At 55.9% G+C, this 26,008-nt stretch carries 24 protein-coding genes; 7 read left to right on the plus strand and 17 right to left on the minus strand.

Annotated features, from left to right (window positions below):
* Positions 1-6: 6 nt before the first annotated feature.
* The 3 genes from urtA to HV355_RS13230 form a co-directional block, all read right to left on the minus strand.
* On the minus strand, positions 7-1,278 hold the full coding sequence (urtA, locus tag HV355_RS13220; RefSeq protein ID WP_100166681.1) for an urea ABC transporter substrate-binding protein: 1,272 nt from the start codon (positions 1,276-1,278) through the stop codon (positions 7-9).
* 199 nt (positions 1,279-1,477) lie between these two features.
* Complete coding sequence (locus tag HV355_RS13225) at positions 1,478-2,581, minus strand: cobalamin-independent methionine synthase II family protein (protein ID WP_126816489.1); 1,104 nt, start codon at positions 2,579-2,581, stop codon at positions 1,478-1,480.
* A gap of 156 nt (positions 2,582-2,737) precedes the next feature.
* Positions 2,738-3,151 (minus strand): rhodanese-like domain-containing protein, encoded by a 414-nt coding sequence (locus tag HV355_RS13230; RefSeq protein WP_182402188.1) that lies wholly within the window; start codon positions 3,149-3,151, stop codon positions 2,738-2,740.
* A gap of 73 nt (positions 3,152-3,224) precedes the next feature.
* Between HV355_RS13230 and ftrA the strand changes: the two genes are divergently transcribed.
* Positions 3,225-4,223 (plus strand): transcriptional regulator FtrA, encoded by a 999-nt coding sequence (ftrA, locus tag HV355_RS13235; RefSeq protein ID WP_182402190.1) that lies wholly within the window; start codon positions 3,225-3,227, stop codon positions 4,221-4,223.
* Between the two features lie 151 nt (positions 4,224-4,374).
* Here ftrA and HV355_RS13240 read toward each other — a convergent pair whose 3' ends face one another.
* On the minus strand, positions 4,375-4,737 hold the full coding sequence (locus HV355_RS13240; protein WP_010431056.1) for a hypothetical protein: 363 nt from the start codon (positions 4,735-4,737) through the stop codon (positions 4,375-4,377).
* Positions 4,738-5,033: 296 nt separating this feature from the next.
* Here HV355_RS13240 and HV355_RS13245 point away from each other — a divergent pair, with 296 nt between their 5' ends.
* Entirely contained in the window at positions 5,034-5,264 is a 231-nt protein-coding gene (locus HV355_RS13245) for a DUF2554 family protein (protein ID WP_108417495.1), read from the plus strand.
* Here HV355_RS13245 and HV355_RS13250 read toward each other — a convergent pair whose 3' ends face one another.
* Both HV355_RS13250 and HV355_RS13255 read right to left on the minus strand, forming a co-directional pair.
* Positions 5,265-7,229, minus strand: coding sequence for a U32 family peptidase (locus HV355_RS13250; RefSeq protein WP_108417496.1), 1,965 nt, complete (start codon positions 7,227-7,229; stop codon positions 5,265-5,267). It abuts the gene before it with no gap.
* An 80-nt stretch (positions 7,230-7,309) separates the two neighbouring features.
* Positions 7,310-7,837 carry an XRE family transcriptional regulator gene (locus HV355_RS13255; RefSeq protein WP_120158125.1) on the minus strand — a complete coding sequence of 176 codons (528 nt, stop codon included), beginning with the start codon at positions 7,835-7,837 and terminating at the stop codon, positions 7,310-7,312.
* A 95-nt stretch (positions 7,838-7,932) separates the two neighbouring features.
* On the opposite strand from HV355_RS13255, the gene HV355_RS13260 reads away from it, so the two are divergent.
* Entirely contained in the window at positions 7,933-9,099 is a 1,167-nt protein-coding gene (locus HV355_RS13260; RefSeq protein WP_182402192.1) for a benzoate/H(+) symporter BenE family transporter, read from the plus strand.
* Here HV355_RS13260 and HV355_RS13265 read toward each other — a convergent pair.
* Positions 9,079-9,951 (minus strand): AraC family transcriptional regulator, encoded by an 873-nt coding sequence (locus HV355_RS13265; RefSeq protein ID WP_182402194.1) that lies wholly within the window; start codon positions 9,949-9,951, stop codon positions 9,079-9,081. The genes HV355_RS13260 and HV355_RS13265 overlap by 21 nt on opposite strands.
* A 173-nt stretch (positions 9,952-10,124) precedes the next feature.
* Between HV355_RS13265 and HV355_RS13270 the strand changes: the two genes are divergently transcribed.
* Positions 10,125-11,021, plus strand: a complete 897-nt coding sequence (locus HV355_RS13270; protein WP_108417499.1) for a DMT family transporter — start codon at positions 10,125-10,127, stop codon at positions 11,019-11,021.
* A 33-nt stretch (positions 11,022-11,054) separates the two neighbouring features.
* Here HV355_RS13270 and HV355_RS13275 read toward each other — a convergent pair whose 3' ends face one another.
* Positions 11,055-11,729 (minus strand): DUF3313 domain-containing protein, encoded by a 675-nt coding sequence (locus tag HV355_RS13275; protein WP_010431033.1) that lies wholly within the window; start codon positions 11,727-11,729, stop codon positions 11,055-11,057.
* Positions 11,730-11,864: 135 nt separating this feature from the next.
* Positions 11,865-13,460: an ABC transporter substrate-binding protein gene (locus HV355_RS13280; RefSeq protein WP_108417500.1), complete on the minus strand. Its 1,596-nt coding sequence runs from the start codon at positions 13,458-13,460 to the stop codon at positions 11,865-11,867.
* Positions 13,461-13,571: 111 nt separating this feature from the next.
* Here HV355_RS13280 and pepT point away from each other — a divergent pair, with 111 nt between their 5' ends.
* The gene (pepT, locus tag HV355_RS13285; protein WP_182402196.1) at positions 13,572-14,801 is read left to right on the plus strand and encodes a peptidase T; all 1,230 of its coding nucleotides are present in this window, start codon (positions 13,572-13,574) and stop codon (positions 14,799-14,801) included.
* Here pepT and tehB read toward each other — a convergent pair.
* On the minus strand, positions 14,798-15,391 hold the full coding sequence (tehB, locus tag HV355_RS13290) for a tellurite resistance methyltransferase TehB (protein WP_182402198.1): 594 nt from the start codon (positions 15,389-15,391) through the stop codon (positions 14,798-14,800). The two genes, pepT and tehB, sit on opposite strands and share 4 nt — an antisense overlap.
* Positions 15,391-16,392, minus strand: coding sequence for a dicarboxylate transporter/tellurite-resistance protein TehA (tehA, locus tag HV355_RS13295; RefSeq protein WP_182402199.1), 1,002 nt, complete (start codon positions 16,390-16,392; stop codon positions 15,391-15,393). Before tehA ends, tehB begins: the two co-directional genes overlap by 1 nt.
* Before the next feature lie 122 nt (positions 16,393-16,514).
* Here tehA and ydcK point away from each other — a divergent pair, with 122 nt between their 5' ends.
* Positions 16,515-17,495, plus strand: coding sequence for a YdcK family protein (gene ydcK, locus HV355_RS13300; protein WP_182402524.1), 981 nt, complete (start codon positions 16,515-16,517; stop codon positions 17,493-17,495).
* Here the strand turns inward: ydcK and rimL are convergent.
* The 4 genes from rimL to HV355_RS13320 form a co-directional block, all read right to left on the minus strand.
* Positions 17,490-18,029: a 50S ribosomal protein L7/L12-serine acetyltransferase gene (gene rimL / locus HV355_RS13305; RefSeq protein WP_042715326.1), complete on the minus strand. Its 540-nt coding sequence runs from the start codon at positions 18,027-18,029 to the stop codon at positions 17,490-17,492. The genes ydcK and rimL overlap by 6 nt on opposite strands.
* 105 nt (positions 18,030-18,134) lie before the next feature.
* On the minus strand, positions 18,135-19,790 hold the full coding sequence (locus HV355_RS13310) for a glucan biosynthesis protein (RefSeq protein ID WP_108417505.1): 1,656 nt from the start codon (positions 19,788-19,790) through the stop codon (positions 18,135-18,137).
* A 242-nt stretch (positions 19,791-20,032) separates the two neighbouring features.
* The gene (locus tag HV355_RS13315) at positions 20,033-20,806 is read right to left on the minus strand and encodes a transporter substrate-binding domain-containing protein (RefSeq protein ID WP_010431012.1); all 774 of its coding nucleotides are present in this window, start codon (positions 20,804-20,806) and stop codon (positions 20,033-20,035) included.
* 10 nt (positions 20,807-20,816) lie between these two features.
* Complete coding sequence (locus HV355_RS13320) at positions 20,817-21,986, minus strand: pyridoxal phosphate-dependent aminotransferase (RefSeq protein ID WP_010431010.1); 1,170 nt, start codon at positions 21,984-21,986, stop codon at positions 20,817-20,819.
* A 113-nt stretch (positions 21,987-22,099) separates the two neighbouring features.
* On the opposite strand from HV355_RS13320, the gene HV355_RS13325 reads away from it, so the two are divergent.
* Positions 22,100-22,942 (plus strand): LysR family transcriptional regulator, encoded by an 843-nt coding sequence (locus tag HV355_RS13325; protein WP_010431009.1) that lies wholly within the window; start codon positions 22,100-22,102, stop codon positions 22,940-22,942.
* On the opposite strand, the gene HV355_RS13330 is transcribed toward HV355_RS13325, so the two are convergent.
* Complete coding sequence (locus tag HV355_RS13330) at positions 22,929-24,434, minus strand: carboxylesterase/lipase family protein (RefSeq protein WP_182402201.1); 1,506 nt, start codon at positions 24,432-24,434, stop codon at positions 22,929-22,931. The two genes, HV355_RS13325 and HV355_RS13330, sit on opposite strands and share 14 nt — an antisense overlap.
* A gap of 42 nt (positions 24,435-24,476) precedes the next feature.
* Positions 24,477-25,820 (minus strand): VOC family protein, encoded by a 1,344-nt coding sequence (locus tag HV355_RS13335; RefSeq protein ID WP_182402203.1) that lies wholly within the window; start codon positions 25,818-25,820, stop codon positions 24,477-24,479.
* Positions 25,821-26,008 lie beyond the last annotated feature (188 nt).

Below are 26,008 nucleotides of genomic sequence, written 5' to 3' on the forward strand. Positions count from 1 at the left end.
AATGGCTTAGTTACTGGCGGTTTTCATCGGCTGGTCAGGCTTTTTGTCATTTCCGGCGATGAACGGGCTCCACGGCTGGGCGCGCACCGGCGCGTCGGTTTGCCAGACCACGTTAAACTGGCCGTTACCCTCGATTTCCCCAATCATGACCGGCTTGTGCAGGTGGTGGTTGGTGGCATCCATGGTGAGCGTAAACCCGGACGGCGCGTTAAAGGACTGGCCCGCCATCGCGGCACGCACTTTATCCACGTCGGTGGTGCCTGCTTTTTCGACGGCCTGCGCCCACATGTGAATGCCCACATAGGTGGCTTCCATCGGATCGTTGGTTACGACGGTATCGGCATTCGGCAGCTTGTGCGCTTTGGCGTAGGCTTTGTAATCCGCCACGAAGGTCTGGTTGGTTGGGTTATCCACGGATTCGAAGTAGTTCCACGCCGCCAGGTTCCCCACCAGCGGTTTGGTGTCGATCCCGCGCAGCTCCTCTTCACCGACAGAGAACGCCACCACTGGAACATCGGTAGCCTTCAGCCCCTGGTTAGCCAGCTCTTTATAGAATGGAACGTTGGAATCGCCGTTGATGGTCGACACCACCGCCGTTTTACCGCCTGCAGAGAATTTCTTAATGTTGGCTACGATGGTCTGGTAATCGCTGTGACCAAACGGGGTGTAAACCTCTTCAATGTCTTTATCCTCAACGCCTTTTGAGTGCAGGAAGGCACGCAGGATCTTGTTGGTCGTACGCGGGTAGACGTAGTCCGTGCCCAGCAGGAAGAAGCGCTTCGCCGCGCCGCCGTCCTCGCTCATCAGGTACTCCACCGCCGGGATCGCCTGCTGGTTCGGCGCGGCGCCGGTATAGAAGACGTTCGGCGACATCTCTTCACCTTCGTACTGAACCGGGTAGAACAGCAGGCCGTTCAGCTCCTCAAACACCGGCAGCACGGATTTACGCGACACCGACGTCCAGCAGCCGAAGACCACCGCCACCTTATCCTGGCTGATGAGCTGACGGGCTTTCTCGGCAAACAGCGGCCAGTTCGACGCCGGGTCAACCACCACCGGCTCCAGTTTCTTGCCCAGCACGCCGCCTTTGGCGTTGATCTCATCAATCGTCATCAGGGCAACGTCTTTCAGAGGCGTCTCGGAGATCGCCATCGTGCCGGACAGCGAGTGCATAATTCCCACTTTGATGGTATCGGCAGCCTGCACGCCAAAACTCATTCCCATCGCGACCACGGAGGCCGACAGTGCAAAAGCTTTTAACAAGGTACGACGGTGCATATTTTCACTCCTGAAAAGAAAGCTGTGCGAAAGCGTCCGATACCGCAGGGACGCAGATAAACAAGGTGTCAGCTTCAGGAGAGCAAAAAGGATGCCAGAATGGAGAAAGCGGAATGGCGGGAAATAAGGCGCGGGTTGTAAAGAGAACGACTCAGAATGAATCAGCGCTGCACTTTTATAATGCAGCGCTGGAGGAGGCTTACCAGACTTCGCTGGCGATCTGCGTCACCAGACGCACTTTGTCCCACTGCTGGGATTCGCTCAGGCTGTTACCCTCTTCTGTCGAGGCAAAGCCGCACTGCGGGCTAAGGCAGATTTGCTCCTTCGCCACGTATTTCGCCGCTTCTTCCAGACGCGCCTTCACCCCTTCCGGGTTTTCCAGCTCGCCGTTCTTGGTGGTGATAAGGCCCAGTACCACCTGCTGCTTGCCCGGACGCACGAAACGCAATGGCGCAAAGTCGCCGCTTCGGTCGTTGTCGTATTCGAGGAAGAACGCGTCAACGTTGACCGTCCCGAAAAGCACCTCAGCCACTGGCTCATAGCCGCCTTCGGAAATCCAGGTCGAACGGAAGTTACCGCGACAAACATGCAGCCCGATGGTCAGATCGTCAGGCTTGCCTTCGAGCGCTTTGTTCAGCACGCGGGCATAGATCCGCGCCAGTTCATCGGCATCATCGCCGCGCTCGCGGATCTGGCGTCGCTGGTCGTCCGAGCAGAGATAGGCCCAGACGGTGTCGTCCAGCTGCAGATAGCGGCAGCCCGCATCGTAAAACGCGCGGATGGCATCGCGCCAGGTGGTCGCCAGATCGTCAAAATAATCAGCCAGATCGGGGTAAACCGTGGCATCGATATCTTTACGTCCCCCGCGGAAATGCAGCACGCTCGGGCTTGGAATGGTCATCTTCGGCTGCGCGTTCCCGCTAATGCTTTTCAGGTAGCGGAAATCATCAAGCATCGGGTGCTCGCCAAAGCCCAGCTTGCCCGTCACGCGAACGCCGTGGGCTTTCGTCTGCACGCCGTTGAACTGAATGCCCTGCTGTGAATCGTAACGCTCCACGCCCTGCAGGCCGTCGAAGAAATCAAAATGCCACCAGGCGCGGCGAAACTCACCGTCAGTGACGACGTGTAGCCCGCAGGCGCACTGCTGCTCGACAACATGGCGGATAGCCTCATCTTCTACCGCACGAAGCTGCCCGGCATCAATCTCACCGCTGGCAAATTTCTGGCGAGCCTGCTTGATGGCATCCGGGCGTAAAAAACTGCCAACTACATCGGCGCGGTACGGGGCGTGTTGTCGCTGCATGGAAATCTCCTCTGTCTGTCGGCAATGGTTGCCAACAGTGATAATTCATCATTTGAATCTTTAGACTTCTGGATGTCTAAATGTCCAAAAAAGATGTCATATCTGCCGCATTCCGGCAAGCGAGAAAATTTCACCTGTGTTGAAAAAAATTCATCTTCACAGCGAAACGGGCGATCCTTCATGAGCAAACGTGAACCCTTCGTCTTCCCACCCGGTAATCCCTCCGAGCATGATTTTTACCGGCAGCCCAAGGCGTGCGAGCTTAAGCGCGGCCCTGTCTGCACCGTTACAGTGAGGCCCGGCGCAATACACGACAAACAGCGTACCGGCAGGCCATTGCGCCATGCGCTCTGCGGAAATCTGGCTCCAGGGTAAATGCAGCGCGCCGGGGACGTGGCGACGGGAAAACTGCTCTGCTTTACCCACCACGTGCAGCAAAACAAAGTCCTGTTCATTATTTGCAATGGCATGATGCACGTCAGCACAATCGGTCTCGACGCTCAGCCTACGCAGAAAATGGGCAACGGCTTCCTGCGGTTCTGCTGCCGGGATTTCAGTAACATAGCTCATGATCCTTCCTCATCTTGGGTGTTTGTGTTAACACTACTCTATCCAGAAATTCAGCCAGTGAATGCGTCCGCGTATGCCAGAAAACAGCAAAAAGATGACAAACTTAAGACAGGTTTCTCCTCCCAGAGTGGTCGTTCTGGCCTATGACGGTTTGTGTACCTTTGAGTTTGGTGTGGCCGTGGAAATCTTCGGTCTGCCGCGCCCGGAAATGGGCGAGAGCTGGTATCGGTTTGCGGTTGCAGGTGTGGATGAAGGCGAGTTACGGGCAACGGGGGGCATCCGTATTCTGGCCGATGGCGATCTGAGCCTGCTTGAGCATGCAGATTTAATCCTCGTGCCGGGCTGGCGCGGTATTGACGCCGCCGTACCGGACGCGCTTTGTGATGCCTTACGCAGGGCCAGCGCGCGCGGGTGCCAGCTGTTGTCCATCTGTTCAGGGGTCTTTGTACTTGCCGCTACCGGACTGCTTGACAGGCGCAAAGCCACCACGCACTGGCGCTACATTGAGGCGCTTAAAACCCGTTATCCGGCCATCGACGTAGTTGAAGATGTTCTGTATCAGGACGAAGGCGATATTCTGACCTCTGCGGGCAGCGCTGCGGGAATCGATTTGTGCCTGCACGTGGTGCGTCGGGATTACGGCATGGAAGCGGCAAACCGCGTGGCGCGGCGTCTGGTTATTCCGCCGCATCGGGACGGTTCGCAAACCCAACAGTTGAGCCGTCCAGTTGCCCAGCTGCGGGAAAGCCAGCGTCTGGGCCAGCTGTTTGATTTCCTGCACCAGCATCTGGCTCTGGCGCACACCGTGGACTCCCTGGCGCGTCGGGTTGGCATGAGTCAGCGCACCTTTCTGCGGCGCTTTCAGGACGCCACCGGGACCACGCCCACGCGCTGGCTGTTGAATGAACGCCTGCTGCGCGCCAAAGATTACCTTGAAAACAGTAAATTAAGCATCGACAGCATCGCTGAACAGACCGGATTTGGCCAGGCCGCTACCCTGAGGCACCATTTCCGGCAGCATTACGCCCTTTCCCCGGCACGGTACCGTAAACAGTTCGCCCGCGCGGGCTGAATACGGGCAAAAAAAAACCGCCATTAGCTGGCGGTAAATGCTTGCATGGATAGATTTGTATTTTGGTATCTACGTTCCCGACATTCCATGCCGGGGTGCGGATCCCGTACAACCTAACACCATGAGACTCAACGAAAGGTAAACAGACCGCTTAACCTGCCTGGGTGTTTATTTGCAGGTAACGCATCAGTCCCTGTTCCGCACTCTGTTTAGCATCATCGTTAATCGCTTCAAGATAAAAAGAGCGTGATACGCCATAGGGCGCCTTTTCGGAAGGATATACGGCAAACTGGAATGACTTCCCTTTTGCCTGATTGGTGCAATCTAATTCCCAGCGCTGCTCGCTCTTTTGGCTGCTAATACACGCCACACGGCCGTAATCGCTGGTTAAATAGGAGCCCACACGGGATTCGGCCGACTGGATATATTCCGGGGCGCCAGTACGGGTATAGCCTATCCCTGCAACTGCACCAACAGAAACCACCACGAGCGCAATAGGTAATATTTTTTTCATTTAATCAGACTCATTCCTTAGCCAGAGGAATACCATTATATAGGATTATTCTACTTTTTGGTGAGTCGGAGACATATCAAATTTGGCAGGGGTAATGTAATTCAGTTTAATCCTAAAATAGAGACGAATCTGTCCTTTCTTTTTTCAGGATGTTACCACTTCACTATTTATACACATTTATTGCGGGTATAGAGTACGGATTCTGACAATTTCTTTTCGTTAATTTGAACTTCCGAATAATAACCCAAAGAAATTACCTGCATGATAGCCGTGAATTGTCATTCTGCGGTGAACGAATGTTTAGAAAAGAGTTATCACTCATTATGCTGGTCTGTGCACTGTTTTCTGGGCAGCTGATGGCCGGACATAAAGGACATGAATTTCTGTATGTGAAGAGTGTGGAGCATCAGCTTCGGCATGAAGCCGACAGCGATGAGCTGCGTACCGCAGCGGAGGAGTCAGCGGAGGGTTTGCGCGAACACCACCAGTGGCAGAAATCGCGCAAACCAGATACCCATTTTCGCTAGTTAGCTGCCTTTACGCTTAGGCAGGGTCTTCATCAGTTCATCGGGGCTGACTGACGCCACGACGCTGCCGGGCTGCGGCATCTTAAAGATGTGATTTTTCATTTTACCGATGACGTGCATTTCACACGGGCGGCAGTCGAACTTAAGGGTCAATACCTCGTCGCCGTTCACCAGCTGCATTGGCGTTGCTTTCCAGCTCTTGATATTCCCCTTCGCCTGTTTCGGACACAGGTTAAACGCAAAGCGCAGACAATGTTTGGTGATCATCACCGGCACATCGCCCTTCTCTTCATGCGCTTCATAGGCCGCGTCGATCAGCTGCACGCCGTGGCGGTGATAAAATTCACGCGCTTTGTGGTTGTAGACGTTCGCCAGGAAGGACAAGTGCGTATCCGGATAAACCGGCGCGGGCACCGCTTCGGCTTTACGGCTACCGCGCGGGTAGTTCGCCAGACGTGCTTCATCCAGCATGTCGGCCGTTTCACGGCGGAACTGGTTAAGCAGACTGTTGGGGACAAACAGCGCGTCCGGGAGATTCACGTCGATGTGACGGGCGTAATAAATCGTCTGCCCCAGTTTCGCCACCCCGTCCTTCAGGCTGTTCAGCGCTTTTTCCGCGTTGTTTGCCACCTCGAACAGGCCATCGAGCGTATGCGTCACGCTGATACCGTCTTCGCAGGTCATGGTCAGGATCAGCTGTTCTTCCCAGCCGCCGAGCTCAATATCTACCGCAATGCGACGCTCGCTGGAGGTTTTCAGCAGCGCCTGCTGCCAGTTATGGTCAAGGTTCCGGTTCAGCGCCGCGTTCGGGCGCGCTTTGTAGAGATCCGCAGGCATCTCGTTTGGCCAGACGCGATAGCGATTTTCGCCGGTTTTTTCCACGGTATTGGCGCGGAAGCCCACGACTTCACGCTTGATCATCACGTTCAGGCCGTCACCGTTCGCCAGCGGCTCCGTCACTTCTACGTCCAGGTGATCTTTCGCCACTTTCAGCACTTCGCCAACCGGTAAACCGATAAACTTCGGCGAGTCGAACGCGCCGATATCCCCTTTACGGGCATTCACAAAGTAGTCGGTGCTGCCGCGATGGAAGGTTTTATCCGTCGACGGAATAAAGAAATGCTCTGTACGCCCGGCGGAAGCCCGCGCCAGGTCGCCGCGATCGTCGATGATGGCGTCCAGCATCTGGCGATAATGCGCGGTGATATTCTTCACGTAGCTCATGTCTTTATAGCGCCCTTCGATCTTGAAGGAGCGCACGCCCGCGTCAATCAGCGCGCCAAGGTTAGCGGTCTGATCGTTATCCTTCATGGACAGCAGGTGTTTTTCGAAGGCCACCACGCGGCCCTGATCGTCTTTCAGGGTGTACGGCAGACGGCAGGCCTGCGAGCAATCGCCGCGGTTGGCGCTGCGCCCGGTCTGCGCGTGTGAAATGTTGCACTGGCCGGAATAGGCGACGCACAGCGCGCCATGGATAAAGAACTCGATGGTCGCGTCCGTGGCCTGGTGAATATCGCGGATTTGGTTCAGGTTCAGCTCGCGCGCCAGCACGATCTGCGAGAACCCGACGTCAGAGAGGAATTTCGCTTTTTCTACCGTGCGGATGTCGCACTGGGTGCTCGCATGGAGTTCAATGGGCGGAATATCCAGCTCAAGAACGCCCATATCCTGAACAATCAGGGCATCTACGCCGGTCTGGTAGAGATCGGTAATCAGACGCTGCGCAGGCTCCAGTTCATCATCATGAAGGATCGTGTTCAGGGTCACGAACACTTTCGCCCCAAAACGGTGGGCGAACGGTACCAGCTCGGCAATATCGCTCAGGCTGTTGCTGGCGTTATGGCGGGCACCGAAGCCAGGGCCACCAATGTAGACGGCATCGGCACCGTGAAGGATCGCTTCACGGGCAATGGCGGCGTCACGGGCCGGGCTTAAAAGTTCAAGATGATGGGATTGCAGGCGCATACTTCGTCGTTATCCGTTATGGTCAAAATGGCGGCTATTGTAGTCAGAAGTATGCGTCAGCGAAACAGTTTTGCGTAGCCTCAGCGGGGATAATGAATAAGGGAGTGAAAATGCACCGTCCGGGCGCTGCTGTTGCGGTAGGCGTGCGGTTTATCCCCCGCAAAACGCACCCCGGCGTCAGCGTGGATCGTGCGCCACTCGCCGTCGATGTTCATCTCCAGTTCGCCGCTGATCACCACCACATGTTCAATGACGCCCGCTTCATGCGGCGTGGATTCGCTCAGCGCGCCGGGCGCGAGGGTAATCGAAAAATGGTCAAACCTCAGCGTTTCATCCCACGGGAATAACGGTTTCACAACCATCGCCTGCTGCTGGGGATCAAACACGGCCTGCCCGTCCGCCTCTGGTGCGATGAAGGCAGAAAAGGGTACGTTCAGCCCGGTGGCGATTTTCCACAGCGTCGACACCGTCGGGCTGGATTCATTGCGCTCAATTTGGCCCAGCATCGCCTTTGACACGCCCGTCTCTTCTGCCAGCCTCGACAGGCTCCAGCCGCGCGCCTGGCGCTCTGTTTTCAGGGTATGAGCAAGATGTTGTGTAATTTCCATGGTCCCTCCAGATACCCACACAGCATACCACTTGTACGCTATAACGCACAGTGGTACTTTATGCCGGACGCTATAACGCACAACGGAGTTTTTTTATGCGCCCTTCAACTCATCTCTTTCCTGCCGTCCTTGCAGGGTTTGTTGCCGTACTGGTGGGGTATGCCAGCTCGGCAGCCATCATCTGGCAGGCCGCAGCGGCGGCGGGCGCAAATGCGCACCAGATTGCGGGCTGGATGACCGCGCTGGGCATTGGGATGGGCCTCAGCACCCTTGCGTTATCGTGGTGGTACAAAGCCCCGGTACTCACCGCCTGGTCAACGCCCGGCGCGGCGCTGTTAGCCACCAGCCTCAACGGCGTGACGCTTGCCGAAACCATCGGCATTTTTATCTTTGCCAACGCGCTCATTTTACTGTGCGGCGTGACCGGCCTATTTGCCCGCCTGATGAAGCTCATCCCGCATTCCCTTGCTGCCGCGATGCTGGCAGGCGTGCTGCTGCGGTTTGGCCTGCAGGCGTTCAGCAATCTCGACGGGCATTTTCTGTTGTGCGGGAGCATGCTTGCGGCCTGGCTGATGGCCAAAGCCTTTGCGCCCCGGTACGCCATTGTCGCCACACTGCTGGTGGGTAGCGCAGTCGCATGGGCGGGAGGTGACGTTGTCACAAGTGATATCGCCCTTTCTGTCGCTATGCCGCAATTTATCGCACCGGCGTTTACCTTCACCAGCCTGCTGAGCATCGGCGTGCCCTTCTTCCTGGTCACCATGGCCTCGCAAAACGCGCCGGGGTTCGCCACGATGAAAGCATCGGGCTATCCGCTGGCGCTCTCACCGCTGATTATCGTGACGGGCGGGCTGGCGCTGCTGTTATCTCCCTTCGGCGTGTTCTCCATCTGTATCGCCGCCATTACCGCCGCCATTTGCCAGAGCCCTGATGCCCATCCGGATGCGGGTAAACGCTGGCTTGCCGCCGCGGCTGCGGGCGCGTTTTATCTCCTGGCGGGCATTTTTGGCGGATCGATCGCCGGATTAATGGCCGCATTACCGCTCAGCTGGATCCAGACGCTTGCCGGTCTGGCGCTGCTCGGCACCATCAGCGGGAGTTTGTATCAGGCATTGCATCACGAGGCAGAACGCGACGCGGCGATCGTCACCTTTCTGATGACCGCCAGCGGGGCAACAATTCTGGGGATTGGCTCTGCTTTCTGGGGGCTGGTGCTGGGTGGCCTCTGTTACGCCGTGTTTTCACGCCGTCGCCGCGCGTAGCTGTGACGGGGTTATCCCCATGATGCTGCGAAAACGGTTGCTGAAGTGGCTGGCGGAGTTAAACCCGCAGGCGAGTGCGATATCCGTAAGCGGTGTGTTGGTATGCTGCACCAGCGCTTTGGCTCTCTCCATACGGCGCTGCATAACGTACTGATGCGGAGCCAGCCCCATCGACTGACGAAACATTCTGGCAAAGTGATACTCGCTCAGCGCAGCCTGATCGGCCAGATCGGCCAGCGTCAGCGACTGGGAGAGATGCTCTTCGATAAACGCCAGCACGTTTCGCAGCACAAACGGCGACAGCCCGCCGGTGACGACCGGCAGCTTCCACTGCACGCTGGCGTAATTCTGGAGCAGATGCGTCAGTAAAAGCGTAGAGGCGGTACTGAGGGCGAGCTGATTCGCTTTTTGCTGCCAGTCGCAGCCAAGCAAAAACTGGCGATAAAGCGCGGTGATTTTCGGATCGCTGCCGAAGATTTTCTCATCAAGCGTCAGCGACAGCGGGCGTTTATCCCAGATTTTTTCGCCAACATCGCGCAGATGTTCATCGGTACAGTACAGATGAACAAATGACAGGTCATCGCGGATATCCCACGTCGATTCGCTCTCTTTCGGCATCAGGCAGAAACGGTCCGGACCGCCGCCATTCTTCCAGCCGCCCGGCGTTTTTTGGTAGCTTTCGTAACCATCGGCCACGTACAGGCTGAGGGTATGGTGATTGCTTTTTACGGTGATCGTATCGTGCTTGTTGTACCACGCCGCCAGTTGAATACCGGAATTGAGCGCGACCGTTTCCCGGAGCACTGCATTCTGTTGGCGTAGCGTTTCAAAGGTATCGTAAGCGTGAGACATAGCCGTGAACGGATGGTTGATCAGACCCTCAGTCTAAGAAGTGTTGTCGCGCGATGCCAGCCTTCGCGCAACAAAAAAGCGCAAGAATTTGCAAGTCCAGCGCAAGAGGATGAAAGCAGCCCAGCGCCAGACGGGTCAGACTGTGCTTTTCGCGGTATGAGAAGAGAGAAACAATGAACGCATTGCTCTATGGACTGGTGGTCGTGATATGGGGAACGACCTGGATTGCAATTTTTCTGCAGCAGGGACCGGTCGCGGCCCCGGTGTCGATTTTCTGGCGCTTTGCCGTGGCCACCGCCACGATAATGATCGTCTTACTTGCCCTTCGCCGTTTGCGTAAGATGGCCCTGCGGGATCACCTCTTTTGCCTGCTGCAGGGATGCTGCGTTTTCTGCTTCAACTTCTGGTGCTTTTACGCCGCCGCCGCGCACATCAATACCGGCCTGGAGTCGGTGATTTTCTCCATGGCGGTGCTGTATAACGCCATTAACAGCTTTATTTTCTTCGGACAGCGCCCGCCCGCTCGTTTCTGGACGGCCGCCGCGCTGGGCCTGGTCGGGATCATCACCCTCTTCTGGGACGACCTGCTGGCAAGCGGCTGGAGCGCCTCTTTACTGACGGGCATTGGCCTGTCGGCGCTGGGCACCTACGGATTCTCACTGGGTAATATGATCAGCATGCGCCACCAGCGTAACGGTCTGGAGACCATGACCACAAACGCCTGGGCGATGCTCTACGGTACGCTGGTGATGGGCGGTATTGCGCTCGTCAGAGGGGACAATTTTATGCCGGAGTGGACGGTAAGCTACATTGGTGCGCTGCTCTATCTGGCCCTGTTTGGCTCGGTGATTGCCTTTGGCGCCTACTTTACGCTGGTCGGACGCATCGGTCCGGGTAAAGCCGCCTACAGCACCCTGTTATTCCCGCTGGTTGCGCTCTCTATTTCGACGATTTATGAAGGATACGTGTGGCACGTAAATGGGATTGTTGGGCTACTGCTGATTTTGGGCGGGAATATGGTGATGTTTACGAAGCCAGAAACCTGGTACAGACGACTGAGAACGGCATAAAAAAAGGCCTGCATCGCTGCAGGCCCTGATTCATTATTTCGCTGTTTTATGCACATCAAACATGGTGGCATCTGTCGCCATGTCATCCACAACTTGCTTCAGCGTTGCGAAGCCCATTGGCGTATTTTCGTTTGCCAACTCTTTCCCTTCGCCTTTACGCACTACTTTCATGACGGTTTTGTTCGTTGCCGCATCAATCAATTCACCTTCGAAGAACAGGTGCGTATCCATGGTGCGGTGACCGGTTGCCATCTGCGTACCCGCTACGACCAGCGCGACAGGCACCACTTCATAGAACTGCAGGCCTTCTTTTTGCGAACTCACGCCGGTGATAGCCCCGCGGAAGATCAGGCTGTGTTTGCCCGGCGTCGACACAACAGGTTTACGCTGACCAATTGCCGTTTTCATTTTGGTATTGGTATAGGCCAGGAGCTCATCAAGCGTTTTTTGACCAATCTGAGTCGTCGGTTTTGGCGCCGGATAATAGGTTATCGGCGTCCAGAGAATACTGTCGTAATTGGCTTCGTTATACGAAGGATCAACCCAACGCAGCGTTGGTTTCCCCGTCGCGGACGTCGTTTGCTGCAAGCCTGAATAATCTTTTAAAAAGCCTGAATATTGTTCGGGAGCGGCAACTTTCGATGCACAGCCCGCCAACGCCAACAGACCAGAAAGCACTGCAACTTTAAAAAAAGTGTGAGTACGCATGATGGTATTCCATGTTATCTGCAAGTATGCACTTGAAGTTATAGCAAAAGATGGGGGGATTTGTTGTGGCAAAAAATGATGCAGGCAGCACAAATTGCGAAAAGACTGCCCGAACGCGGTCCGGGCAGGACAAAATTACGGCTTAATATCCACCTGCCAGAACAGATGCTTACCAAACGGGTCTATTTCGTAGCCAGTGACTTCCTTACGCACCGGTTCAAATATAGTGGAATGCGCAATCATGACGGCTGGCATCTGGTCATGCATTATCTGCTGCGCCTCTTTGTACAAGGCAATGCGTTTATTCTGATCGGTTATCGATTTTGCTTCGGCAATAATCTTATCAAAGGGTTTGTAGCACCATTTGGCCGAATTCGACCCCCCGTTGGCGGACGTACAGGTAAAGAGCGGGCCAAAGAAGTTATCCGGGTCGCCCGTGGCTGTTGTCCAGCCCATCAGCGCAGCCTGATGTTCGCCCCCTTTCACACGCTTGAGGTATTCCCCCCACTCATAGGTGACAATTTTGGCCTGCACGCCAACCTTCGCCCAGTCGGCCTGAATCATCTCCGCCATGCGTTTCGCATTCGGATTGTAGGGACGCTGCACCGGCATCGCCCACAAGTCGATGCTGACACCGTTAGCAAAACCGGCCTCTTTCAGCAGCGCTTTCGCCTTTTCGGGATCGTAATCGTAATCCTTAAGCTCGCTGTCTGCGCTCCAGACGCCCGGCGGCAGCAGGTTTTTCGCCGCAGTGCCCGTACCGTGGAATACCGCGTCAATAATGGCGGGTTTATTGATCGCCATCGCCAGAGCCTGACGGACTTTCACATTATCCAGCGGCGGCTTTTGCGTATTGAATGCCAGAAAACCGGTATTCAGCCCCGCCTTGCTCATCAACGTGATGTCTTTGTTCGCCTTCATGCGCGGCAGATCGGCCGGATTCGGGAACGGCATCACCTGACACTCATTTTTTTCGATTTTCGCAAAACGCACAGACGCATCCGGCGTGATGGTGAAGACCAGACGGTCCAGCTTCGATTTGCCCTGCCAGTATTCCGGGAACGCCGTGAATAAAATGCGGGAGTCTTTCTGATACTGCGCCAGCCTGAACGGCCCGGTCCCGACAGGATCCATATCGACCTTCTCCGGCGTACCGGCTTTGAGCATCGCATCGGCATATTCCGCCGAAAGAATCGAGGCAAAATACCACGCCAGATCGGCCACAAACGGCGCTTCCGGGTGAGCCAGCGTAAAGCGCACGGTATGGTCATCCACCTTGTCTATCGCGGTAATCAGGCTGCCAAACTCCAGGCTTTCGAAGTTGGAATAGCTGCCGTTGGAGACGTTATGGTACGGATGATTGACATCCTTCTGGCGCATAAACGAGAAAATCACGTCGTCTGCGTTAAAATCCCGCGTTGGCTTGAACGCTTTGTTGCTCTGGAATTTCACCCCTTTTCGCAGATGGAAGGTGTAGACCTTGCCGTCCTCGCTCACCTCCCAGCGCTCCGCCAGGCTCGGCACCAGCTCCGTTGTGCCCGGCTTAAAATCGACCAGTCGGTTATAGACCGGCACGGCGCTGGCATCCACGCTGGTTCCCGAGGTATATAGCTGAGGATTAAAGTTTTCCGGCGATCCTTCGGAACAATACACCAGCGTTTTCGCCGCCACGGTGGAACTGACCGTCAGCGCAGCAAACGCGAGCGTTAACATTGTGAGTTTGCTTTTCATCATTTATTCCTGTCTTTTTAATTCGACGGCTAATTAATTCTTTTTCCATTCCATAAATAACATTAAAGTGATGTGGCAAACACCTGAAAAATAAATAAGGAATAAATCACTATGGGCTCGCCGCTTTCCAGACAATTAACGCATCGTTTTTTCCGCTATCTCGCTATCACCAGCCAGAGCGATCCCAAAGTTAAAACCCTGCCCTCAACGCCAGGGCAGCATGATATGGCGCGGGAGCTGGCGCAGGAGCTGGCACAGCTGGGGTTAGACGATATTGTGATTGATGCATTCGCCACGGTAACAGCGGTAAAAAAAGGCAACGTGCCCGGCGCACCGCGCATCGGCTTTATTACGCATATTGATACCGTAGACGTGGGTTTGTCACCGGATATTCATCCGCAAATATTAACCTTTCATGGTGAAGATCTCTGCCTGAATAAAGAGAAAGACATCTGGTTACGTGTAAAAGAGCACCCGGAAATTCTGGCGTATCCTGGTGAAGAGATTATTTTCAGCGACGGAACCAGCGTATTAGGCGCAGATAATAAATCTGCGGTGACGGTGGTGATGACGGTGCTGGAAAACCTGACGGCGGAGCATCAGCATGGGGATATCGTCGTGGCATTTGTGCCTGATGAAGAGATCGGCCTGAACGGTGCCAAAGCGCTGGATCTGAAGCGCTTCGACGTCGATTTCGCCTGGACCATCGACTGCTGCGAGCTGGGGGAAATTGTCTACGAAAACTTTAACGCGGCAGCCGCTGAGATCCGCTTTACCGGCGTAACAGCGCACCCGATGTCCGCCAAAGGCGTGCTGGTGAACCCACTGCTGATGGCGACTGACTACATCAACCATTTTGAACGCCAGCAAACGCCGGAGTGCACCGAAGGGCGTGAAGGCTATATCTGGTTTAACGGCATACAGGCCGGGCAGAACGAGGCCATTCTTAAAGCCAATATCCGGGACTTCGACAAGGACAACTTTGCCGCCCGCAAGCAGCAGATTGCCGACGTAGCCGCACTGATTGCCGCCCAACATCCAACGGCCAGGGTGGACTATCGCATTGAAGACACCTACAGCAATATCAGCAATGCGATTGGCGAAGACAGACGCGCCATCGATCTGATGTTTGAGGCGATGGAATCACTGGGCATCACGCCAAAACCGACGCCGATGCGCGGCGGTACCGACGGCGCGGCGCTCTCTGCTAAAGGGCTGCTCACCCCGAACTTCTTCACCGGCGCGCATAACTTCCATTCGAAGTTTGAATTCCTTCCGCTGTCGTCGTTCGAGGCGTCGTATAAAACTGCCCTGCAGATCTGCCTGCTGGCCGCCCGTTAAGCGGGCTTGCGCGCCAGCATAGTGGCAAAGCGCAGCTTGATGCGGTTGCCGTTTTCGTCGGTGCGGTGCAGTTCGCCCACCTCTTCGTTGTATTTGAGCAACTCCCAGCCTTCATAGTAGTTGCTCAGCTCACCGGCTTTAAACGCAAACGGGAAGCCAACGGTGCACGGGTAATCTGCCGTATCCATGGCGGCAACGATCAGGTTGTAGCCGCCCGGCGTCGTGCAGCGCTGCATATTGGCGATAAGACCAGGGATGGTATTCGTTTCCAGGAACATCAGCACTACGGTGGAGAGGATAAAATCATATTCACCGTCAAAGCTCAGGTTGTTAAGATCTTTGATCGCAGTCTGCAGCGCCGTAATCCCTTCTGCCGCTTTGATGCGCTCGATGTTGTCAATGCTCATCGGGTTCTTGTCCCACGCGGTCACGTCAAAGCCGTTGGCGGCCAGGTAAAGGCTATTGCGGCCATTGCCGCAGCCCAGATCCAGCGTTTTGCCCGGTTTAACGATCTCCGCGCTGTACAGCACCTCAGAGTGGGTACGGGTTAAACCATATTTCTCTGTGAAGTAATTTTCATCGACAGCCATTATTTTTCCTCAGATTGCATAAGCAGTGCTTTATCAGTGCGCACCAGAAGTTTGCCCTGTATCAGCAGGATAAATGTACGAACCAATAGCATCCCAATGATGAGATTGGTAAAGATAAACAGCGGCACGGCAATGGCATGGAAGAATCCAGACGAACTGCCGTGTCCCAGATGCAGCCCCGTAGTAGCCAGAGCCGACACGCCAAACGAAAAACTCCAGAAGGAGGCGTTAAACGGCTGAGACAAATACCACGGCAGCAGGCGCAGCATAAACAGCAACTGCAACAGGCCGTAGCCGAACAGCATTTTGGCGAAGGTGTCGGCTTCCCCACCGTTGACGCTAAACCAGGCGCTACACGCCACCAACGCGGGCGCCAGCTGAATGCCTAAAGAAGTACGCTGCGCGGAGGGAAGCTCTCCGGCGCTGCGAAGACGCTGGAGGATCACCGGCTCCAGGCTGAGCCAGGAAAAGACGCCTGCGCCGAGGAAGACAAGCCCTGCGTCGTTGAATCCCAGCGCTCCGCATGCCATTGCGCTGATAAAATTATTCGCCACCGTTGGCAGATATAATCCCGGCGTGGTGGCCTCCTGCGGGTGCGTCCCCCGCCATAGCCCGGCGCTTTGCCAGGCAGCATAGGCAAGCTGCACCACCACGCCCACACTGAACAGTACCAGCGATACCGGGCGGAACCAGGGTACAAAGCCAATGGCAACCAGCATGGTGGTGGCCGGAAAAAGGCTGACGAAGCTGCCCATCAACGGGTGGCGCATCTCTGCCAGCACGCTGCACGGGAAACGGATCGCTCTGGTGACAAATGCCGCCGTCAGTAAAAACCAGCATGTAACCGCGAGAGCGACCAGAATCTCACCCGGCCAGCGCGTCACCGGCCACAGGGTGCTGGCGTATCGCCAGGCGAAGCCCATGCCAATGATGCCAAGCACCATGCCAAAATACCCCGCGGGAAGGTTAAGCACCTGTTGGGATTTGTTAAAGTTATTCATTAATTTGATTTTTTAAAATGTATTTTAAATGCCATTTTAAGAGGTTTCCGCTACGGATGCCAGCACAACGGAAAGCCGAAAGTTTGCTACGTTTAGTGGAGACGCTCACCTGGGATAACATGATGAACAAATACCGCCTTAGCGACGAGACCCGCCTCTGGCAGTGGAAAAATGGCGAGACAACCCACTCAGCCACGCTGCGGCAGATTATCGCCACGGCGGATTTTAACGACGTAACGACCGGCACGAAAGGCGGCTGGATTGACGACGAGAGTGCCCTCGCGCAGGACGGTGACTGCTGGATCTACGACGAGAACAGCGTGGTATTTGCGGGCGCGACAATATCGGATAACGCCCGTCTTACCCAGCCTTGTGTCGTGAGTCACCGTGCCCGCGTCGGCGGTAACAGCTGGCTGGACAATGCACAGGTGAGCCATGAGGCAAAAATAAGTGACAACGTCACCATTCAGCAATCCACCGTGCGCGGCGAATGCCATATTTATGGTGATGCCCGTGTGATCCACAACAGCGTGGTGATTGCCGCGAAAGGCTTAACGCCCGACCAGGAACAGATCCTCAAAATTTATGACCGGGCCACGGTGAGCGAATCGCGCATTGTGCACCAGGCGCAAATCTACGGCGACGCGCTGGTCAGCTATGCCTTTATCGAGCATCGAGCCGAAGTCTTCGACAGGGCCATCCTGGAGGGTAACGATCTCAACAACGTCTGGGTCTGTGACTGCGCCAAAGTGTACGGCAACGCGCGTCTTATTGCGGGCTTTGATGACGACGCTATCCCCACGGTGCGCTACAGCTCGCAGGTTGCAGAAAACGCCGTTATCGAAGGTAACTGCGTAATCAAGCATCACGTGCTGATCGGTGGAGAGGCGTGGCTGCGCGGTGGGCCGATTCTGATTGACGATAAGGTCGTTATTCAGGGACGCGCGCGCATCAGTGGCGACGTGTTTATCGAACATCGGGTGGAGATTACCGACGATGCGGTGATTGAAGCCTTTATGGGCGAGAACATTCACCTGCGTGGGGAAAAGGCGATCAACGGCGATACGCGCATTACCCGCACGCCGCTGCTTGGCGCGCTATAGCGGGAACAGTCTCGCGTAGGTATTTACATCATCATAACGGCCGTTCAGGTATTCGGCCTCACGCAGGCACCCTTCGAGCATAAACCCGTTGCGCAGCGCAACGGCGTTGCTGCTGTGGTTATCCACCCGGCACTTAATCACAAAGCGGCGAACGGTCCCGAGTTCAACATAATGGCGCATAAACGCCTGCAGCGACCGGGAGAGGATGCCCTTTCCCTGATGCGCTTCATCCAGCCAGTAGCCGATATAGCCCGTTTTGTTCGCGGGTTCAATGGCGTTGAACGACAGCACACCTGCCAGCGCATCGTCATGAAAAATTAAAAACATTTTGGCGTAGCCGCGCTGGTGCAGCATCTGGTTACTCTGCACGTTGCGGCGGGTATCCTCTTCGCTGCCCACGTGCTGCGCCCAGTCAAAGGCGGTTTGCAGGAAGATTTTGTTTTTGATGACGAGGTTGTGCAGGTCGGTGGTGTAACGCTCTTCGACGGATCGCAGTTCGATTTGCTGTGAAACGGGGATGATTTCTGAAGACATGGTGCCTCTCAATTACCGGGTGGCGCTAACGCTTACCCGGCCTACAAATGCGTCCAGAGTAGGCCGGGTAAGGCGAAGCCGCCACCCGGCACAACCCCACAAACGTTAACGCATTATCCGGTCGTCAACGTAGTTACGCTTATCCGGCGCCGGTGGGAAATACTGATACAGCCAGGTTTCACTGATGGCATCGCCCTGACAGCGCAGGAACAGGCGCATATCCACCGGCTCGGTTGAATCCGAGGTAGGATACCAGTCAAACAGAATACGATACCCGTCAAACGGCTCAACGTAGAGGATCTCAACCTGCTTCGCTTCACCGCTGGAGAGCGTGATTACCGGCTCGATACCTTTTGGCGCAGCGGCCTTCAGGTCGCCACCGACGAAATCAATGGCAAAGCGACGCGCCCAGACTTTCGGGTAATTTTCGCCCGGTGCCCAGCCTTCCGGGAAGCCCCCCATACCGGTACGGGTGGCGAAAACGTTCGCCAGCGGAGAACGCACCGGCGGCTGCGCGCTCCAGTAAAGTCGGTATTTGAAGTCCAGCTCGTCCCCCGCTTCCACCGGCTTCTCCGGCTGCCAGAAGCAGACCACGTTATCCAGCGTTTCGCCCGTCGTTGGGATCTCCATCAGCCCTACCGCGCCTTTCCCCCAGTTGTTTCGCGGCTCCACCCACAGGCTTGGACGTTTGTTATACCAGCCCATCACGTCCTGATAGTGAGAGAAATCACGGTCAAGCTGCAGCAGGCCAAAGCCCTTCGGGTTCTTATCCATGTAGGCATTGAACTGCAGCTTCTGCGGGTTATTCAGCGGACGACAGATCCACTCCCCGTTGCCGCGCCACATCGCCAGGCGGTCGGAGTCGTGGATTTGCGGGTGAATGGTGTCGCACATGCGGCGCTCGTTATTGCCGCAGCTGAACATGCTGGTCATCGGCGCGATGCCCAACTGCTTGATGTCTTTACGTGCATAGAGATGGTTTTCCACCTCCATAATCACCTGGCTCTTCTCGCAGTGGATCACGAACTTATACGCCCCGGTGATGCTTGGGCTATCCAGCAGCGTATAGACGGTAAAGGTGGTATCCCCCGGCTTAACGGTTTCAAACCAGAAGGAGGTGAAATCCGGGAACTCTTCCGGCGTGTCGGTGAAGGTATCCACCGCCAGACCGCGTGCGGAAAGGCCGTACTGATAGGTGTCATCCACCGCGCGGAAGTAGCTCGCACCGAGGAACGAGACGATGTCGCGACGCGCCAGCTCGGGGGCTTTAAAGGCGCGGAAGCCCGCAAAACCGAGATCGCTCTGGCCTTCAAGCTGTTTCGTATCAACACCCGTGTCGCCGTAGCTGAACAGTTCAGGGCGGAAGTGGATTTCACGCGCCTGAGAGGTTGTTTGATCCAGCGAGAACATACGCACGCGGCGGCGGAACCCCATCCCCATATGGAAGAACTGCACGTCCAGCTGACGGCCTTCGATGTTATTCCACAGAGACTGTTTTTCGTCGTAGCGGATGGCGTTATACGCCTGCGGCGTCATGGTTGCCAGCGTCTCCGGCAGCGGACGCGGCGCGCCACCCCACGGGGTTTTCGCCAGGTCATGCGCCATGGATTGCAGGACGGAGAAGTCAAAACGACGGCTCTGGCCGTCTGCAATGTCAGAGTCAGCCGCGTAGGCCGCCTTGGAAAACAGGGAAGCAAGGCCAGATGTGCCGCTCAGGGCAGCCATTGCAAGCGAGCCTTTTAGAAAACGTCTGCGATTCATGCCTGGAAAAACGTCCTTATGGTCGTGTGAATGTGTTTCGCGCGCGGCGAAATGACGGCAAGAAAGAACGCACAGCCTAAACAATAATGGTTAAGAATCCAATTGTTGGCCGGTGATTATATGAACAAAGTGAGAAATATTTTCTGTCGACCAGAACGGCCCGAAAGTGGTGTAAAGAAAGCCTGGAAAATGTGTAGAAAAATGCCCCGTCAGGACATCGGCTGACGGGGCTAACGAGGCGGTTATTTTACGCTGACATCGATACCCGGGAAGTACTTATCAGCGAGTTTAGCGATCGTGCCGTCGGCACGTACTTTATCAATCGCGGCATCAAGCTGCTTTTTGGTGGCCTCGTCACCTTTGCGCAACCCAAAACCGATCCCACTGCCGAGGATGGTGTCGTCCGACACCGGTTTGCCGATAAAGCCAAACCCTTTACCCTGCGGCTTACTGAGGAAACCTGCCTGCCCGGCCGCGGACATGACCAGCGAGGCGTCGATACGGCCATTCAGCAGATCGCCCCACGCCATATTCTGATCTTTATAAGACACCACGGTGACACCGTGCTTTTCCCAGTGCTCTTTCGCATAGGTTTCCTGAATGGACCCCTGCAGCACGCCGATGGTTTTGCCCTTCAGCCCTTCAGCCGTCGTGTCTACCGCCGTACCGGCTTTGCCGACCAGCTGCGACGGAATGCGGTAAATCGGCTGGGTAAAATCAATGCTTTTGCGGCGCTGCTCGGTGATGTTCATCGCCGAGTTAATGGCATCGAATTTTTTCGCCACCAGGCCCGGGATCAACGCATCGAACGAGGTTTCAACCCAGCTGCACTTCAGCGCTGCCGCTTTGCAGATAGCGTTGCCCAGCTCAACGTCGAACCCTTCCAGTTCACCAGATGCATTTCGGCTTTCAAACGGCGGATATTCCGCCTCAAGGCCGTAACGTAACTCGGTGGCAGCGAAGGAAGAAAACGTACACAGCAATCCCATGCCGACTATTAACGCGCGTAATTTCATCTCACACTCCTCAGCGTGGTTTAACCCGACACAGGGCCTGGGCACCTGCCCGTAACGTCGCCTCATCTTTGGCAAAAGAGAGACGAATCAATTTATTATCCGTGCCGTCCGCGTAAAACGCCGACAGCGGAATGGTGGCCACGCCACACTCGACGATCAGCCGTTTGACCATCTCGCTGTCGCGCTCGTCGCTGAAATGGCTGTAATCCGCCAGCAGGAAGAACGATCCGGCACTTGGCAGCAGTCGGAACGGTGATTCCGCCAGCAAACTTTGCAGCAGGTCGCGCTTGCGTTGATAGAATGCAGAGAGCGACAGCCAGGTTTGCGGATCGACCATGTGTTCAGCAAACGCGTGCTGCATTGGCGTATCGGCAGAAAACATTAAAAATTGATGGACTTTACAAATCTCGTCCATCAGCACCGCCGGGGCAACACAGTAACCCACTCGCCAGCCGGTGACGTGATAGGTTTTTCCGAACGATGAGATAATCACGCTGCGCTCCGCCAGCTGCGGATGCGTCGCCATGCCGTGGTGCGGCTCGCCGTCAAAAACGACGTGCTCGTACACTTCGTCAGACAAAATAATGATGTCGGTATTACGGGTCACCGCCACCAGCTGTTGCAGATCGTTCGCTGAGAAGACCTGACCACTCGGATTATGCGGCGTGTTGATGATGATCATACGCGTGCGCGGCGTAATCGCGGCGCGAACCTCGTCCCAGTTAACGGCAAAATCCGGAACGGTCAGCTTAATGGCAACGGGTGTCGCCCCCTGCAACCGCACTATCGGCGCGTAGCTGTCAAATGACGGTTCGAAGTAAATCACCTCATCGCCAGGATGGACCAGCCCGCTAATGGCCGAGTAGAGCCCTTCACTGGCGCTGGCAGTTACGAGCACTTCACTGCCGGGGTCATACCGGGTGCCGTAAAGCGTGGCAATCTTTTCCGCAATGCGTTCTTTCAGGGAGGTCAGGCCCGTCATTGCCGCGTACTGGTTATGCCCCGCCTCCATGGCGCGGGTGACACCGGCGATAAGCTTTGGGTCGCAGGAAAAATTGGGCGCGCCCTGAGAAAGGTTGATGGCGTTATGCTGTGCAGAAAGCTGCCCGATAACGGTAAAAATCGTGGTCCCCACGTCAGGCAATTTTGAACGGGTTTGCACCGGTGTCTGTAAAGTCATCCTCTGTCCCTTCTCATTGTTGTTGCATAACTATTCAAACAATAACTCTGCTGTCGGGACAATCGAATTGTTGTCATAATAGCCATGAGAAAAATGCATAGCTGAGGTGTAGTATGTCGCGCCGTTCATTCCCGCTTAATGCCATCGACGCCTTTTTGATCACCGCGCGTCATCTGAACCTTACCCATGCGGCGCAGGAGCTTTGCCTGACGCAAGGTGCCGTGAGCCGCAAAATTGCCTCACTCGAAGCGTGGTTTGGCTTTCCCCTGTTCGAACGCCATGCGCGCGGGCTGCGGCTCTCTCCCCAGGGCAGCGCCCTGCTTCCGGAAATGCAATCGGCCTTTACGCAGTTACTGAACGTTGCGGATCGGGCGCGGGCGCACCAGACCGTCATTCGCCTGAAAGCGCCGACCTGCGCCATGCGCTGGCTCATTCCCCGGTTGCTGGACGTGGAGCGCGAACAGCCGGATCTGCAAATTGCGTTGACCACCACGACCGATCACAACGTCAATTTCAAAACCGAATCTTACGATGCCGCCATTGTTTTCGGTACCCACATGAGCGCGGGCGATTTGCTGTTTGAAGAAGCGCTGACGCCGGTGCTTAGCCCACTCCGGGCAGGCGCAACGCTGGGCGCCTTGACTTTTCTTCATCCGACAAGAGATAAAACCGACTGGTCATTGTGGCTGGCGAAACAGGAAAGCCCGGCGTTTGTTATGCACAAAAATCAACACTTCGACACCATGGATCTCGCCATTACTGCTGCCATTCAGGGACTCGGCGTCGCCATTGCTGACGAAACGCTGGTGGCGGAAGATGTTCGCGCAGGAAGGCTGTTACGGCCTTATGAGACAAGCATAAAAACCGGCGCGAGCTACCGGCTGGTGCTGCGCGAAACGCCAGGCGAGGAAAACGGTCTGGCGGCGTTTCGCGCCTGTTTGCTTAATCGAGGCTGACGTGGTGCTTCATTACCCGTTTGAAGAGACTCATGCGGGCGCGCATAAAGCGGTTTTCAAGCCTGAAACCTGCATGTTTATTCACTCCAATACGCAACAATACGTCGCGCCCTTTGCGACAGGCGGGCCAGTGCACCGGTCCGGATAAGCTGTCCTGCGCCCCGGCCTCACGCGCGAAGCTCACCCAGTAATCCGCGACCTGGGCAGCAAACTGCAGATCGCGTTCGTTCACGTACTGACGAGAAGGCTCCACCTGACCCAGGGTATCGAACACGTAAGGCACTTCATTGCCGTGCCAGGCACCGTTGATATAGGTGCCATGTTCCGCTTCCGCGACATAATCAAACCAGTAGCGCCAGCACAGTCCGCCCACACGCTGCTGAGCCTGCATCGCCACATAGCCCATCGTGGTAAAGGCCATATCACGGCACACCTGTCTGCCCAGCTCTTCATCCCCCTTCACGCCCGGATAGAGCAGCTTAATCAGCCCCAGGCCAAAGCGTCGTTCCTGGCGAAGCTTCTGAATTTGGCCGGCAAGATCCACGCCAAACACCGCCATCACGCTGGCTTCATCGCTGTTTGAACCCATCATTAGCGGAACAGGATGCTGTCGCGCGGCAAAGAACACATCCAGCATCGCTTCCGGCAAGACGCAATCCCCAACGACGGGCGCAGGCGCAACGTTCAGCGGCGACGTGAGCGGCCAGAAGGCCTCAGGCGGCAGCGCGCGCAGCTGCTCGGCGGTGGCGTTCTCCAGCCCAAAATGGGCGGCTATCGCTTCCCCTTTTTGCAGGGCTTTCTCGCGCGGCGTATCCGGTAAGGTGTACCCGCTTTGCACGATCGCTTTATGGAACAATCCTTCCGCCAGCGGCGATGCCATCAGCGACAACACGCTGCGCGCGCCCGCAGATTCACCAAACAGCGTCACGCAGTTCGGATCCCCGCCAAATGCGGCAATGTTATCTCGCACCCACTCCAGCGCGGCGATCTGGTCAAGTAACGCAAAGTTATGCACCACGCGGCTTTCTTCACCTTCCAGCGCCGGATGCGCGAAAAAGCCGAGATGACCCAGACGGTAGTTGATCGTCACAACCACCACGCCGCGTGATGCCAGCGCTTTACCGTTGTAGGGCGGCAGGCTACCCGCGCCAATCGTGAACCCGCCGCCGTGCAGCCAGACCATGACCGGAAGCAGCCCGGCGCGATCGACGGGAGACCAGACGTTAAGATAGAGACAATCTTCCGAGAACTGGCCGGGATCGCCGCCGCCCAGCTTTTTGCAGTACTCAATGCTTTGCCAGCTTGAGGGCGAAAACGTCGTTGCCTGCCGTTCGCCCTCCCAGCTTTCCGGCGGACGCGGAGAGCGCCAGCGCCAGTCGCCCACGGGCGGTGCAGCGTAGGGGATCCCACACCACACGTGAATATTGTTGTCTGTAAAACCAGTCAGTGCGCCCTGGCGCGTTTCAACCACAGGGGCGGAGGGATTTTGCATAACCACCTTCTTTTTCCATCACACCCCTGCAGAGTAACGATTTCAGAGCAAACCGCAACGCTGTTTGCTGCGCGCTTCCGCCTCCTGATAGAGCGTGAATTCGTCATACACCGTACAGCCCAGCGCCGCTTCAAAGGCCTCACGGCTGGCATTTCCCTGACTGCGCGCCTGCGTTTCGTTTCCGAGGTTGGACTGGAAAATACCCGCCGCGCTGACCGGCAGAAAATCTTCATACGTTATAGGTTGAGCAACCACCCAGCCGCGTTCGATCAGCGGCTGCGGATCGTCTCCCGGTCGAAACGCGTGGCGATGCGCTTCACCCGCTGGCGTCAGGCGATAGCGGAAATAGGCCAGCTCCTGACGGCGCAGGAACATTTCGCTGTCCGGAAATGCGCTAAACACCTCGCGCAGATGCAGCTGGTGCGTAAGGTTATCTTTACCGGTACCGGCCTGGCTTAACAGACTGTCGTACAGCTCGCGACCTTTCGGCGTCAGCGCAACGCCACGCTGTTCAATTTCACCGAAGCGTGCGGTATGCGTTCCCTTATGTTCCCCGGCGAAAAGAACCGGTTCTTCCAGCGCCTTAAAGCTGGTCTGACGCAGCAGGATCGGCACCTCACGGCGCGGCGGCCCTTCAATCAGGATTTTTGGCTCAATGCCGTACTTCGGCATCAGCTCCTGCACCCGGTCGATATCCAGCGTGCGTGGGGTCAGATGGTTAATGTGGCAACCGGGGAAGCACACCACGTCGGCAATCAGCTTATGTTCTTTGCTCAGCGCCAGATAGGTTTCCTGGTCGACCGTTGCGTGGCTATGCCAGCGGAATGTTTCCAGCGCTTCCTTAACAAACTCGCGCGCCTGCGTTTCAGTGAATGCGCCTTCTGACTCATGCAACGCGATCAGTTCCAGGCAACGCGGCGTGAAAATGTTCCGCTGGGCGAGGATCCCGGCGGCACGCTCGCGCAGCGGGGCATTTTCAATCAGCTCCAGGCGCAGCAGCGAGGTAAAAATACGAAACGGATTACGACACAGCGCCGCATCGTCCACCGGGCGGAATGCCGTGGAATGGACAGGCACCGCCGCCTGAGAGAGATCGTAATAGCTGACCGGATACATTCCCATAATGGCGAACATGCGGCGCAAGGTGGACAGTTCCCGCGCGGTGCCGACGCGAATTGCGCCGTGACGTTCGACATTCAGGCGCGCGAGTTCATCCGCGTTCGCCAGCTGTTCATGTAAGAGTGGATTATTTTCAAGAACCGCCAGGTTAACGTCCGCCACCAGTTCCAGCAAGGTGCCGTACTGCGGAACTTCCTGCTGGTACATCGCCGACATAGCCTGCGAAAAGTGTTCCCGAATATCATCAGCCGTGATGGTGTTCGCCATGATGTCATGCCTCCAGTGAATATTACCTGGAGTGTAGAGAAGCCCGTTCCTTCCGGCGGGAAGAATTTACGAATTGTGATCCAGGCAGACGAGTGGTCAAAGCCTGTCCATTACCAAAAACAGGTTGTAACTCAAACAGATCAAATGTTAAAAATATTTTGCTATCAAGTTATCAAAATCAAACAACT

This window comes from Enterobacter sp. RHBSTW-01064 (genome assembly GCF_014103035.1).
Lineage (GTDB): Bacteria > Pseudomonadota > Gammaproteobacteria > Enterobacterales > Enterobacteriaceae > Enterobacter > Enterobacter mori.